Origin of the sequence: Plantactinospora sp. WMMB334 (genome assembly GCF_049179095.1) — a bacterium.
Lineage (GTDB): Bacteria > Actinomycetota > Actinomycetes > Mycobacteriales > Micromonosporaceae > Plantactinospora.
On record NZ_JBMHME010000002.1, the window covers coordinates 5097352 to 5110780 of the forward strand.

Genomic DNA, 13429 nt, shown 5'->3' on the forward strand with positions numbered 1-13429 from the left:
CCGGTCGGTCCGGAAAGTCTCTCGGGTCGGGCTCGCCGGTCCGGAGGTACGGCCGGCCCGCCCGACGGGGTGGACAGATTTTTGGGGTTACGCGGTCACCGGTGCGGGCACCGCCTCCACGGCGGTCCAGGACGAGCCGAGCTCCGCCGAGCGGGCCACGGCGTCCAGCACGAGCTGGACCTGGAGCGCCTCGCCGAACGACGGCCTCGGGTCCGTTCCGCCCGCGATCGCCGCGAGGAAGTCCCGCAGCTCGTGCGTGAACGAGTGCTCGTAGCCGATGATGTGCCCCGGCGGCCACCACGCCGCCATGTACGGGTGCTCGCCCTCGGTGACCAGGATCCGCCGGAAGCCCTGCTCGACGCTTGCCTCGCCCGCGTCGTAGAACTCCAGCTCGTTGAGGCGTTCGAGGTCGAACGCCACCGAGCCGAGCGAACCGTTGATCTCGACCCGCAGCGCGTTGCGCCGCCCGGTGGCGAACCGGGTCGCCTCGTAGGTGGCGAGCGCGCCGCCGTCGAGGCGGGCCACGAAGACCGCCGCGTCGTCGACGGTGACCTGCCCCATCGCGGCCCCGGCGCCGTCGGCCGAGGCGGCCAGGCCGCTCGACTCGGCGGGCAGCGGCCGCTCCTTGACGAAGGTCTCGGTGATCGCGCTGACGCCCGTGATCCGCTGACCGGTCACGAACTGGGTCAGGTCGATGATGTGCGCGCCGATGTCACCGAGCGCACCGGACCCGGCCTTGTCCTTCTGCAGCCGCCAGACCAGCGGAAACTGCGGATCGGTGATCCAGTCCTGCAGGTAGACCGCGCGGACGTGCCGGATCACGCCGAGCCGGCCGGAGGCGACCATCTCGCGCATCAGGCTGACCGCGGGAACCCGGCGGTAGTTGAACCCGCACATCGCCCGTACCCCCACCGTCTGGGCCCGGTCCGCCGCGGCGACCATGGCCCGGGCCTCCTCGACCGTGTTGGCGAGCGGCTTTTCGCACAGGACGTGCTTGCCCGCCTCCAGAGCCGCGATGGTGATCTCGGCATGGCTGTCGCCGGGCGTGCAGACATCGACGATGTCGATGTCGTCCCGGGCGATCAGCTCGCGCCAGTCGGTGGTGTGCCCGTCCCAGCCGAGCCGGCCGGCCGCGTCGGCGACCTTCGACTCGTCCCGGCCGCAGATCAGGGCCATCCGGGCTCGTACCGGCAGGTCGAAGACGCGGTTCACGGTGCGCCACGCCTGTGAGTGCGCGGCGCCCATGAACGCGTAGCCGACCATGCCGACCCGCAGTTCTTTCTCTTCACTGGACAAGGTGGGTCTCCCCCCGGTGTGTCAGAACCCGAGCTTGCCGTACTGGCTCGCGTTCTCCTTGGTGATCGTCTCGGAGGCCAAGGTGATCTCCTTTGGCACCTGCAGCTCGACCAGGTCGGACATGCCCCGGCCCTGGGCGATGAGCCGGGCCAGCGAGATCGCCGACGAGGCCATCGACGGGCTGTAGGTGACGGTTGCCTTCAGGACGCTGTCGTCGGCCGCGATCGCGTCGATGGCGGCCTTGGAGCCGGCGCCGCCGACCATGATGAACTCGGAGCGGTTCGCCTGCTTGATCGCGGCGAGCACCCCGATGCCCTGGTCGTCGTCGTGGTTCCACAGCGCGTCCATCCTGGGCAACGCCTGGAGCAGCTGCGAGGCTTCGGCCTGCCCGCTGTCGGCGGTGAACTGGGCGGCGCGCCGGTTCTGCACCTTGAAGCCGTAGACGGCCAGTTCGGCGGCGAAGCCGGCGGAGCGCTCCTGGGTCAGCTCCAGCGCGTCGATGCCGGCGATCTCGCCGATGACCGGGTTGGCGATCCCCTTGGCCCTCATCTGCTCGCCGATGTAGCGGCCGGCCGCCACGCCCATGCCGTAGTTGTCGCCCTTGATCTGGAGGCGGTAGGCGAGCGCGTCCGGGAAGGCCCGGTCCAGGTTGACCACCGGGATGCCGGCCTTCATCGCCTCCAGGCCGGCGGCGTTCAGCTCCTTGCCGTCGTGCGGCAGCATGACAATCACGTTCGGCTTCTGCGAGATCAGCGTGCCGAGCGCGGCCCGCTGGGCGGCGGCGTCCGCACCGGCGGCCACCGTCTTGAACTCGACGTCCGAGTAGACCTTGGCCTGCGCCTCGGCGTTCCTGGTGATGGCGGCGAGCCAGCCGTGGTCGGCGGCGGGGGCGGAGAAGCCGATGACGACGCGCTCGCCGGGCGCGCTGTTCGGGTTGGCCGCGCCGTCCGCCTCGTTGACCTGTTCGTTTCCGCCACCGCCGGTCTCGTTGCTGGTGCAGGCGGTGAGCAGGGCGCCGGCGCCGACCGCCGCCCCGCCGAGCAGCAACCGGCGGCGGGACAGGTCGCGCACCGGCCGGAGCGGATCGTGCTGGGTCATGACGACCTCCTGGTTATTCGACTTCGGGTGGGGTGTGGAAGGTGGCTGGACCACCGGCCCGGTGGCCGCTCGGCGACCATCGGTGGCGGACCGCCCCCGGGGGGAATGCTTGGGATGTGCGTCAGTTCGTCGAGGTGAGCCTGTTTCGGGCGAGGAGCTGGGTGAACGACTTGAACCGGAACTGCTGGACCAGCACGGCGGCGACGATGATGCCGCCCTTGACCATGTTCTGCGCCTCGGTGGAGAGGCCGTTGATCGCGAACAGGTTGGTGATGGTGGCGAAGATGATCACACCGAGCAGGGAGCCGATGATGGTGCCCCGGCCGCCGCTGAGCAGCGTGCCACCGATGATCGCCGCGGCGATCGCGTCGAGTTCGTAGAGGTTCGCCATCGCGGCCTGCGCCGAGTTGGCCTGCGCGGTGAGCATGACGGCGGCGATGCCGCAGCAGAGCCCGGAGAGCGCGTAGAGCAGCATGGTGTGCAGCCGCACGTTGATGCCGGCCAGCCGGGCCGCCTCCGGGTTGCCGCCGACCGCGACCGTACGCCGGCCGAAGGTGGTGCGGTTGAGCAGCACCCAGCCGGCCGCGACCACCCCGGCGAGGATGAAGACCAGCACCGGGATGCCGATGATCTCCGTGCTGGCGATGCCGTTGATCGTCGAGTTGTTGGAGACCTGGGTCTGCTTGTCGGAGATCTCGGCGGCGAGCCCCCGGGCGGCGACCAGCATGGCCAGGGTGGCGATGAAGGGCACCAGCCGGCCGTACGAGATCAGCAGCCCGTTGACCAGACCGACGCAGACCGCCACCACGACAGCGGTGAAGATCATCCCTCCGGCGCCGAAGCTCTGGGTCGCCACCGTGGTGCTCCAGACGCCGGCCAGCGCCACGATCGCGCCGACCGAGAGGTCGATGCCACCACCGATGATCACGAAGGTCACACCGACGGTCACCACGCCGACCACCGAGGCCAGGGTGAGGATCGAGAAGATGTTCGACTGCACCCAGGCGGCGTTGCCGTACAGGTCGGGGCGGGTGACGATGCCGATGACGATCAGCACCACCAGTACCCCGACCAGGCCGAGGTTGCGTCGCAGCGTCTCACCGGCGTCGCCGCTCCACCGCCCGTTTCCGTTCCCGTTCGCCGCCGCCACGGCGACGCCGTGCTGCCGCGGCGCTCCGGCGGGCGCGGGCGACACCGGCGACGACCGGTCCTGCGGCGGCGGCGCCGCCCCGGCCGGCGCGGCGGTCTCGGTACGTTCGGTCACGCTGGCGCCCCCTCCATCAACGACCCCGCCATCACGAGGTCGAGCACGGTGTCTTCATCGAGTTCTCCGGCCGGGGCCTCGCGCACGACCCGGCCCTCCCGCATCACGAGTACGCGGTCGGCCAGCCCGAGCACCTCCGGCACTTCGCTGGAGACCAGCAGTACGCCCACTCCCCGGGCGGCCAGTCCCCGGATCACCTGGTACAGCTCGGCCCGGGCGCCGACGTCGACGCCCCGGGTCGGCTCGTCCAGCAGCAGCAGTTTCGTGTCGCCGAGCAGCCACCGGCCGACCACGACCTTCTGCTGGTTGCCGCCGGAGAGGGTGCGTACCGGCCGCCGGACGTCCCGGGGCCGCAACTCCAGCCGGTCGGCGACCTCGTTCGCCTCGGCCCGCTCCCGGCCGGCGTCGGTGAAGCCGAGCCGGGCCCAACGGGAGAAGGTGGCGAGCGTGACGTTGCGGTAGATCGGCTCGCCGAGCAGCAGTGCCTGGCTCTTCCGCTCCTCCGGCGCCATCCCCATCCCGGCCCGCACGGCGGCACCGACGCTGCCCGGCCGGACCTGACGGCCGGCCATCGAAACCCTGCCGGAGTCGGCCCGGCGGGCCCCGAAGATGGTCTCCAGCAGTTCGGAGCGGCCCGAGCCGACCAGGCCGGCGATCCCGACCACCTCACCGGCGTGCACGGTCAGCGACACGTCGGTGAACTCGTCCTCCCGGCCGAGGCCGCGCACCTCGAGCAGCGCCGCGCCGGCCGGGGTCCCGGTCGGGCGGTCCGGGAAGACGTACTCGATGGTGCGGCCCGTCATCCGGCTGACCAGGTCGCGGGTCGGGGTGGTCCGGGCCGGCAGGTTGGCCGCGGTGGTCCGGCCGTCCTTGAGTACGGTGACCCGGTCGCCGATCTCGCGGATCTCCTCCAGCCGGTGCGAGATGTAGATGACCGCGATGCCCTGGGCGGTCAGCTCCCGGATGATCCGGAAGAGGTTGCCGACCTCGTCGTGCGCCAGCACCGCGCTCGGCTCGTCCATGATGATCAGCCGTGCCTCGTGCGACAGTGCCCGGGCCATGCTGACGATCTGCTTGCCGGCCGACGGCAGCGACCGGACCATCCGGCGGGGCGGGAGCTCCGGGTGCCCGAGCCGGCCCAGGAGTTCCCGGGTGCGGCGGGCCATCTGGCCCCGGCGGATGAAGCCGAGTTGCCGCGGCTCGTGCCCGAGGAAGGCGTTCTCCGCCACCGACAGGTCCCCGACCAGGTCCAGTTCCTGATAGATGGTGGCGATGCCGGCCCGCATCGCGGCCTGCGGGTTGCCGAACGAGACCGCCTCGCCGAGCCACTCCACCCGCCCCGAGTCGGGCTGGTGGGCACCGGAGAGCACCTTGATCAGGGTCGACTTGCCGGCGCCGTTCTGGCCGAGCAGGCAGTGCACCTCACCGGCCCGCACCTCCAACTGCACGCCGTCCAGGGCCCGTACCCCGGGAAAGGTCTTCACCACGTCGGTGAGTCGCAGCACCACCTCGCCGCCTGGCCCCCCGTCCGCTCCGCTCGTGGCGTCTCGTCCGCTCGTGGCGTCTCGTCCGCTCGTGGCGTCTCGTCCGCTCGTGGCGTCTCGTCCGCTCGTGGCGTCTGGGTGACTCGGCGTGTCCGATCCGGTCGTTGCGTCTCGTCCGGTCGTTGCGTCTCGTTCGCTCATTGCGCCTCCGCGAATGCGACGTCGGTGGCGAGCACGGCCGCGCCGGTGACCCCGGCCCGGGAACCGAGCTCGGAGAGGACCACCGGCAGGTTGCCGGTCGCCAACGGCAGCGAGCGCCGGTAGACCACGCTGCGGATCTCCGCCAGCAGGATGTGGCCGAGCTGGGCCAACCCGCCGCCGATGACGATCATCGACGGGTTGGCGAAGCTGACCAGGCCGGCCAGGACGCCGCCGACCCGGCGCCCGCCGTCGCGGATCAGCCGGATGCAGGTCACGTCCCCCTCGATGGCGCCCTCGGCGACGTCGAGCGCGCTGACCGTGCCGGTGGCGGCGAGCCGCTCGGCGAGAGCCGGCGACGACCCGCCCCGGGCCGCCGCGATGGCCTCCTTGGCCAGTGCGGCGCCGCTGAAGAGCGCCTCCAGGCAGCCGACGTTTCCGCAGGAACAGGTGGGGCCGTGCGCCTCGACCTGAATGTGCCCGATGTCGCCCGCGCAGCCGTCGGTGCCCCGGTAGACCTCGCCGGAGAGGTAGATCCCGCAACCGATGCCGGTGCCGATCTTGACGAACAGGAAATCGTCGACCGAGTGGGCGACGCCGCCGTGCCGCTCGCCGATCGCCATGATGTTGACGTCGTTGTCCACCACCGCCGGGCAGCCGTGCTCGCGGCTGAGCAGCTCGCGTACGGGATAGCGGTCCCAGCCGGGCATGATCGGCGGCGAGACCGGCACGCCGTCGCGGAAGCTCACCGGCCCCGGCACGCCGATGCCGACCGCGTGCAGCCGCTCGTACGCCCCGTCGGTCCGGGCCTTGTGCAACAGTTCGTGGACCCGCTGGAGGATCACCTTCGGGCCGGAGCGGATGTCGGCCGGTTCGGCGTAGGCGGCGACCGTTTCGAGCCGGCCGTTGACCACCTCGACGTCGATCGAGCTGGCGCCCAGGTCGACGGCGGCGAACCGCAGGTCGGGGCTGAGTTCGACAAGCGTGGAGCGGCGACCGCCCCGCGAGGCGGCGAGTCCCGCCTCCGCGACGTAGCCGAGGCTGACCAGCCGCTCCAGCTCGGCGAGGAGGCGCGGCCGAGGGATCTGCAGGCGGTCGGCGAGCTCGGCCCGGGAGACCGCCCCCTCGTCGCGCAACAGCCGCAGCAGCCGCAGGTGCAAGGCTTCCAGGGTGCGCACAGCCGTTCACCTCCGTCAAGCTCACTTCACGTCGACGCAACGCGAGCGCGTTGTGTTCGACACAGTAGGAGCCTTCTGGAGCGGCTGTCTAGAGCTTCATCCAATATGACGCTAACTTTTGTCCTTCTGGACGAAAGTTAGTTGTTGATCAAGGAAAGAGCGCCGGCCCCGGCGGCGCGACCCGGTCACGTTTCCTCGCCCCGGTGGCGCTTCTCCGGCAGGGTCCGGTCGTCGCGGAGCGGGAGGTACGGCTCCCGCTCCGGCGGCGCGCCCGACCGGATCGCCCGCTCCCGTTCCAGTTCCGCGCTGAGTTCGGCACCGAGCAGAACGGCCAGGTTGGAGAGCCAGAGCCAGACGAGAAACACGACCACCCCGGCCAGCGAGCCGTACGTCCGGTTGTAGGAACCGAAGCGGTCGACGTAGAACGCGAAGCCGGCGGAGGCGGCGACCCAGACCAGTACCGCGACAATCCCACCCGGGCTGACCCAGCGGAACCGGCGGCGCGCGTTGGGTGCCGCCCAGTAGAGCACCGCGAAGATCAGGCTGACCAGCAGCACCAGCACCGGCCACCTGCCGATGTCCCAGGCCGCCATCCCGACGTCCCCGACGCCGAGCCGCCGGCCCAGCCGTGCCGAGAGCCGCCCGCTGAACACCAGGATCGCCAGGCTGACCAGCACCAGCAGCCCGACCAGGGCGGTCAGCCCGAGCCGGAGCAGCAGGGTCCGGAGGAACGGACGCCCCTCCGGGACGTCGTACACGGCGTTGGCGGCCCGGACGAAGGCGCCGAGCCAGCCGGACGCCGTCCAGAACGCCCCGAGGATGCCGAGCGCCGCGACCAGGCCCGCCGTTCCGGCATTGCCCCGCACCTGGTCGATCCCGCCGAGCAGGATGTCCTGGGCCGCCGGCGCCGGCACCACGTCCCGGACCACGTCCCGCACGCCGCGCACCGCCGCGTCGCCGAGCAGCCCCAGCACCGCCACCAGCACCAGCAGCGCCGGAAAGAGCGACAGCAGCCCGTAGTAGGTAAGCGTCGCGGCCCAGTCGGCGACATTGTCGGCCCGGGCCTCCCGCAGGGTACGGCGCAGCACCGCCAGCCAGGCGCTCCCGGGCAGTCGACCCCGGGCGCCGGCCCGCCGTCCAACGGACACCAAGTCACCACCAACCTAAAAGCGATCAATCAACCACTGACCGTAGCCCCGAAACCACCCCCACCAACCGCCAACGCACCTGTTCCGTCCAGATCTTGACGAACTGTTGTCGTCCCAGGTGCAACAGGTCGTCAAGATCTACGCACACCCCGATAGCGACGAGCCGACGGTGGGCGCGGAGTCGATCGTCGGCCGAGGGCCGGGACGCGGAGCAACGGCAGGTGTACCGTCCGAAGTGGCGAGCCGAAGCTAGGCCGGATCGCCACACAATCCAGCGGTAACCGGGAGGCCCCGTGCGCGACTGGATCGGTCTGCGGGTCGCGTCGTGGCGCGACACCGCCGGCATGACGCAGCAGGAGCTGGCCGACCGAATCGGCGTCAGCCATGCCTATATCTCCATGATCGAGAACGGCCGACGCGCTGTCACGAAGCGGGCTCTCATCATCGCCTTGGCCTCGGCGCTCGGCGTACGCGTCGAAGACCTCACCGCGCAGCCACGCAGGCCGCGTGATCGCGCCGAACTCGCGGCGTACTCCGCAGCTCCGGCCATCCGTAGGGCACTGGACGACCATCCCGAGGGACCGATGCCCGATCCCGCCGATGTCGCCCGGCGGGTGGACGCCGCAAGCCGGGCGCGGATGGCATGCGACTACACCACGATGGCCAGGTTGCTGCCGGTTCTGGTGGAGCAGACCCGCCTGCTCGCGAGCGCGCCGGCCACCGAGCAGGCCGGCCTGGCGATGTTCGTTCGGGTGGCATTCTTCGCCGCGACAGGGCTCAAGTCGATGGGGCACATCGACCTGTCCATGCGGCTCGCCGAGCGGGCCCAGCTCGCCGCGAGCCAACTCGGTGAGCCGGACGAGATGGCGGCGGCGGCGTTCGCCCTCGCGCAGGTCGCGCTTACCGGTGGATCGCAGCGCCGCTCGTTGTCTACCGCGACCGCCGCCGCCCAGGCAGTCGGCGATCTCCAGACCGGTGATCTGGCAACCTGGTACGGCATGCTGCACCTACATGCCTCGATCTCTGCCGCCACGCTCGGTCGCAATGACGACGCGGCGACACACTATGCCGAGGCTCAGGCCACGCTGCCACGCGCCGACGGTCCGGATCGGTGGCGGATGGAGTTGACTGCGGCGAACGTGGCGACGTGGCGGGTGGCGATCGCTCTGGAAAACGGCGAGCCAGAGCGGGCGCCGGAGTACGCACGTCGGGTCGACCGGTCGGCGCTGAGGAACATCCAGCGTCGAACCAGGCTGCACATCGACGCTGGCCGAGGCCTCTTCCTGGCCGGCGAGCCCGATCGGGCTGTACGGCAGTTCCTGGCCGCGGACGACATCAGTAGCCAGGAGTTGCGCTCCCGGCCAGCGGTACAAGAGATCGTGGGGCAGATGATCCGCGACGCACGTCGCCGTGGCTCAGCCGAACTGCGGGAGCTGGCAGTGCGGATGAACATCGATCCGCTTGACCCGGACCCCGAGGCAACTTAACAGGCTGTTACACCACTCTCACCCGCATGCCGCCAAGCTGCATCTCAGGGCACTTGGTCCGGGTGGGCGTCGCCACCGATCGCAGCCAAGCGTCCCGGCCGGCCCGGGGTCCCGTCCCCCGGATACCCCGGGCCGGTGCCGATCAGGTTGGGAGTGGCGCTCCGCGACAGGGCTCCGGGGCGCCACGAACTCGGAAGGTGACACCCTGATGTATCCCCTGGAGCAATGGCTCTCCGACCGCCGGACCGAACGCCAACACCAGAACGGCGGCCGGTGCCCCGACTGCGCACCCCGAGGCGGCTGCCTCCGGCTGCTCGCCGTCGTACGCCGCCGCATCGACCACACCACCTGCATCCCGTCCGGACCACGGCGGCTGCTGTGATCAGGCACGCCCGCCGCTGGCTCACCGTCGAATGGCCCATCCCGGTCGACCGGGCCCTCGCCCGCCTCGTCCTCGGCACCCACGCCCTGCGCCAATGCGCCCGCTGTGGCCCCGACGGCTGCCCCCTCTGGAGCTGGGCCACCGACATCCACCGCCGCGAACACGCCATCCGGACACTCCTCGGCGGCACCCTCCCGGCGGCCGTCACCGCCGCGGACATCCGCACCGCCCTGGAACGGATCCGATGAACATCCCCGACAACGCCCCGGCACCCGCCGTCGACTGGGCCTGGACCACCATCACCAGCCACGCCGACACCGGACACTGCGCCGACTGCCGAGACACCTGGTGTCCCACCGCCGAATGGGCGCTCTGGCTCCTCATCACCGACCGGCTCATCCCCCACCACCGCCGCCCGGCAATCACCACCGTCGCCCGCCAGGTCATGACCGCGCACTGGCCCCACACCGCACCCGGCTGCCACCCCTGCGCCCTACCCGACTGCCTCCGCATCCAACTCGCCGCCACCTGGCTCGAAGTCCACGACCCGGACTGGATACCCGACCCACTCCGACCCCACCTACCGACACCCACCCCCACACCCGACGTACTACGCCGGATCACCGGGATGGAGTGACGGGCCGGGGGCGGTCAGCGGCTCACTTGCGGAGCAGCCGGCCCATCCGCCGACCCGCGAGCAGCAGGCCGAACACGGTGATCGCGACCAGGTAGAGGACGTCCAGCAGTTGGGCCCAGCCGCCGCCCTGCACGCTGATCCCCCGGATCAGGTGTACGGCGCGGTACAGCGGCGTCACCTCGATCAGCCAGCGGAGCAGCGCGGGATATGCCTCGGCCGGCACGAAGGTCCCGGAGAAGAGGAAGAGGGTGAACTGCGCCGAGCCCATCAGGTCGAAGTCCTGCCAGCTTCGCATGAAGGTGGAGAGCGCCATGCCCAGGGCGCCGAAGGCGAAGCCGACCAGCACGGCGGCCGGGAAGGCGACCAGGGCGCGTACCGCGCTGGTCAGGTCCAGCGCGACCATCACGGCCAGGAACGCCGCCGAGTAGAGGGTGCCCCGGAACATCGCCCAGCTCAGCTCCCCGAGGGCGATCTCGAACGGCTGCACGGGGGTGGCGAGGACCCCGTCGTACAGCTTCATGTATTTCATCTTGCCGAAGAAGTTGAAGGTCGTTTCGGCCAGCGCGCCGCTCATCGCCGAGGCGGCGAGCATCGCCGGGGCCACGAAGGCGGCGTACGAGACGACGGTGCCACCCGGCAGCGTCAGGTCACCGACCAGTGCGCCCACCCCGACGCCGATGGAGAGCAGATAGAGCAGCGGCTCGAAGAATCCCGAGATCAGCACGACCCAGTACGCGGACTTCAGCGCCGCGACGTTGCGCTCGGCCACCGAGAACGAGCGGCGGGGCGCGCCCTCGAAGCTGATCAGCCGGGGCAGGACGATGCTGACCACGGAGGCCTCACTTCCGATCGGAGCAGATGTGCGAGGAGGGCCGGTCGGTCAGACGACCAGCCGGCGGCGGAAGCTGGCGTTCGCCAGCCACCAGCCGACGGCGCCCCAGGCGGCGAGGTAGAGCAGGTGACCGGGGATCGACCAGGCCGGCGCGACCCCGAGGGTGGCGGCCCGGCACAGGTCAACGCCGTGCCAGAGCGGCGACGCGTACGCCAGCCAGCGCAGCAGCACCGGCAGCGACTCGACCGGGAAGAAGACCCCGGCGAAGAGCGTCATCGGGATCACCGCGAAGCGGAAGAGCAGCGCCAGGTAGCTGTCACTGCGGATCGACGAACTGTAGGCAAAGACCGGTGCGGCCACCGAGAACGCGAGCAGCAGCACCAGTGGCAGGGTCGCCACCGCCCACGGCGAGTGCAGCGCGCCGAAGATCGCCGCGACGAGCAGGAAGGCGGCGCTGCTGGTGGTGACCCGGAAGAGCACGAAGCCGAGCTGCCCACCGACGATGTCGGCGACCCTCAGCGGCGTCGCCGCCTGCGCGTAGTAGGTCTTGATCCACTCGAAGTTGCCCAGCACCGGCCAGGTCGACTCGCCGATCGCCACCTGGAGCGCGGTGGAGGCGATCAACCCCGGCACGATGAAGTCGAGGTAGGAGACCCCGCCGACCCCGGAGTCGACGTACGCCCCGACGCCGAGCCCGAAGCCGACCATGGTGAGCAGCGGCAGCAGGAAGGAGGAGAAGACCCCCGCCCGCCAGGTGCGCCGGTAGGCGACGAGGTTGTATTCGAGCACCGCCAGGGCGGGAAACCGCCCGACGAGCCCGGCGCGCGACCGGGCGGTCGGCGCGCTGTCCACGAGTGCCATCGTCAGTCCACCAACGTCCGGCCGGTCAGGTGCAGGAAGACGTCCTCCAGGCTGCTGCGCCGGACCAGCACGCTGGCCGGGCTCAGCGCCCGGGCGTGCACCTCGGCCACCGCGGCGTCACCGTCGGCGACGTAGAGCAGGATCCGGTCCGGCAGCACCTCGACCCGCTCGGCGAGCCCGGCCAGCTTGCCCGCGAAGGTTTCCTGGCTCTCGCCGGCAAAGCGCAGCTCGACCACCTCGCGGGTCGAGTAGCGCTCGATCAGCGAACGCGGCGAGCCCTCGGCGACGATCCGGCCGCCGTCCATCACCACCAGCCGGTCGCAGAGCTGCTCGGCCTCGTCCATGTAGTGGGTGGTCAGCACCAGCGTGACCCCCTGCTGCTTGAGCCGGAAGAGCCGCTCCCAGACCAGGTGCCGGGCCTGCGGGTCGAGCCCGGTGGTCGGCTCGTCGAGCAGCACGATGTCGGGCTCGTTGACGAGCGCGCGGGCGATGGTCAACCGCCGCTTCATGCCGCCGGAGAGCGGCTCCACCTTGCTGCCCGCCCGCTCGGCGAGCTGCACGAAGTCGAGCAGCTCGGCGGCGCGCTCCCGGGCCACCGGGCGCGGGATGCCGAAGTAGCGGGCGTAGGTGGTGAGGTTCTCCCGGACGGTCAGCTCGGGATCGAGGTTGTCGAGCTGCGGACAGACCCCGAGCCGGGCCCGGATCGCCGGCCCGTCCCGGTGCGGGTCCATCCCCATGATCTGCAACTCGCCGTCGGTCGGCGGCGAGACGCAGCCGACCATGCGCATGGTCGAACTCTTGCCGGCGCCGTTCGGCCCGAGGAAGCCGAACGCCTCCCCCGCCCGCACGTCGACGTCGATCCCATCGACCGCGGTGAAATTTCCGAACCGTTTGACCAGCCCTCGGGCCCGGATCAGAACCCCGTCCTTTGCCACGCACCCGACCATAACCGTCGGGTCCGACACGCCCCACCGAGTTTCCCGCCACACCACCCCCGGAGCGGCCGGCCGCAACCCCAGGGTCAGAGCAGCGGATCGGTGCCGGTCCGGGCGGCCGTCACCAGGTCGTCGGTGGTCGCCACCACCCTCGGGTCGCCGGCCGGCGTGCCCGGGTCGTAGCGGACCGTCCAGGTCAGGCCGTCGACGCCGCGCACCTGCCGGGCCGCGATCCGCACCCCGCCGCCGGGCACCCGGTGGTGTGCCGTGTACGCCACCGACCGGGTGACCCGGGCCCGCACCTGGTGCGGCACGTCACCGGGATCGACCAGCAGATACGTCCGGACCGGCCCGTCGGCCACCACCCGGTAGCCGGGCCGCTCCTCGACCAGCTCGGCCGGGGTGACCGCCAGGTCCCGGCCCGACCAGATCGCCCTGTGCACCTCGTGCCAGCCGAGCCGGGCGGTCTCGCCCGGCAGCCAGAGCCCACGGTCGGTGACCACCACGACCTCCTCGCCGTCGGCCACCCGGGCCCAGTCGAGCACCCGCTCGGCCGGCTCCAGCGGGGGTCGCCGGTCGGCCGGCAGCCTCCGCCGCCGGGAGAAGAGGTTGAACAAGCCCGCCACCGG

Annotated in this window: 14 protein-coding genes; 4 read left to right on the forward strand and 10 right to left on the reverse strand. The window is 71.3% G+C overall.

Annotation, left to right across the window (positions count from 1 at the left end):
- Positions 1-87: 87 nt before the first annotated feature.
- From ACN27G_RS21695 to ACN27G_RS21720, 6 genes are all read right to left on the reverse strand, one after another.
- Entirely contained in the window at positions 88-1263 is a 1176-nt protein-coding gene (locus ACN27G_RS21695) for a Gfo/Idh/MocA family protein (RefSeq protein ID WP_421497412.1), read from the reverse strand.
- Between the two features lie 54 nt (positions 1264-1317).
- Positions 1318-2394, reverse strand: a complete 1077-nt coding sequence (locus ACN27G_RS21700; protein ID WP_421494608.1) for a substrate-binding domain-containing protein — start codon at positions 2392-2394, stop codon at positions 1318-1320.
- 121 nt (positions 2395-2515) lie between these two features.
- Positions 2516-3658: an ABC transporter permease gene (locus ACN27G_RS21705; RefSeq protein ID WP_421494609.1), complete on the reverse strand. Its 1143-nt coding sequence runs from the start codon at positions 3656-3658 to the stop codon at positions 2516-2518.
- A complete protein-coding gene (locus tag ACN27G_RS21710; RefSeq protein WP_421494610.1) occupies positions 3655-5166 on the reverse strand; it encodes a sugar ABC transporter ATP-binding protein in 1512 nt (503 codons plus the stop codon). Before ACN27G_RS21710 ends, ACN27G_RS21705 begins: the two co-directional genes overlap by 4 nt.
- 173 nt (positions 5167-5339) lie before the next feature.
- Complete coding sequence (locus ACN27G_RS21715; RefSeq protein ID WP_421494611.1) at positions 5340-6518, reverse strand: ROK family transcriptional regulator; 1179 nt, start codon at positions 6516-6518, stop codon at positions 5340-5342.
- A 185-nt stretch (positions 6519-6703) separates the two neighbouring features.
- On the reverse strand, positions 6704-7666 hold the full coding sequence (locus ACN27G_RS21720) for a YihY/virulence factor BrkB family protein (protein ID WP_421494612.1): 963 nt from the start codon (positions 7664-7666) through the stop codon (positions 6704-6706).
- 293 nt (positions 7667-7959) lie between these two features.
- Here ACN27G_RS21720 and ACN27G_RS21725 point away from each other — a divergent pair, with 293 nt between their 5' ends.
- The 4 genes from ACN27G_RS21725 to ACN27G_RS21740 all read left to right on the forward strand — a co-directional run bounded on the left by ACN27G_RS21725 (position 7960) and on the right by ACN27G_RS21740 (position 10172).
- The gene (locus tag ACN27G_RS21725) at positions 7960-9153 is read left to right on the forward strand and encodes a helix-turn-helix domain-containing protein (protein WP_421494613.1); all 1194 of its coding nucleotides are present in this window, start codon (positions 7960-7962) and stop codon (positions 9151-9153) included.
- Between the two features lie 208 nt (positions 9154-9361).
- Positions 9362-9535, forward strand: a complete 174-nt coding sequence (locus tag ACN27G_RS21730; RefSeq protein WP_421494614.1) for a hypothetical protein — start codon at positions 9362-9364, stop codon at positions 9533-9535.
- Entirely contained in the window at positions 9532-9783 is a 252-nt protein-coding gene (locus ACN27G_RS21735) for a hypothetical protein (RefSeq protein WP_421494615.1), read from the forward strand. The genes ACN27G_RS21730 and ACN27G_RS21735 overlap by 4 nt, the downstream gene beginning before the upstream one ends.
- On the forward strand, positions 9780-10172 hold the full coding sequence (locus ACN27G_RS21740; protein WP_421494616.1) for a hypothetical protein: 393 nt from the start codon (positions 9780-9782) through the stop codon (positions 10170-10172). Before ACN27G_RS21735 ends, ACN27G_RS21740 begins: the two co-directional genes overlap by 4 nt.
- Before the next feature lie 22 nt (positions 10173-10194).
- Here ACN27G_RS21740 and ACN27G_RS21745 read toward each other — a convergent pair whose 3' ends face one another.
- The 4 genes from ACN27G_RS21745 to ACN27G_RS21760 form a co-directional block, all read right to left on the reverse strand.
- Positions 10195-11004, reverse strand: coding sequence for an ABC transporter permease (locus ACN27G_RS21745; protein ID WP_421494617.1), 810 nt, complete (start codon positions 11002-11004; stop codon positions 10195-10197).
- 48 nt (positions 11005-11052) lie between these two features.
- Complete coding sequence (locus ACN27G_RS21750; RefSeq protein WP_421497413.1) at positions 11053-11856, reverse strand: ABC transporter permease; 804 nt, start codon at positions 11854-11856, stop codon at positions 11053-11055.
- An 11-nt stretch (positions 11857-11867) separates the two neighbouring features.
- On the reverse strand, positions 11868-12800 hold the full coding sequence (locus ACN27G_RS21755; protein ID WP_421494618.1) for an ABC transporter ATP-binding protein: 933 nt from the start codon (positions 12798-12800) through the stop codon (positions 11868-11870).
- An 86-nt stretch (positions 12801-12886) separates the two neighbouring features.
- Positions 12887-13417, reverse strand: coding sequence for a hypothetical protein (locus ACN27G_RS21760; RefSeq protein ID WP_421497414.1), 531 nt, complete (start codon positions 13415-13417; stop codon positions 12887-12889).
- Positions 13418-13429: the final 12 nt, after the last annotated feature.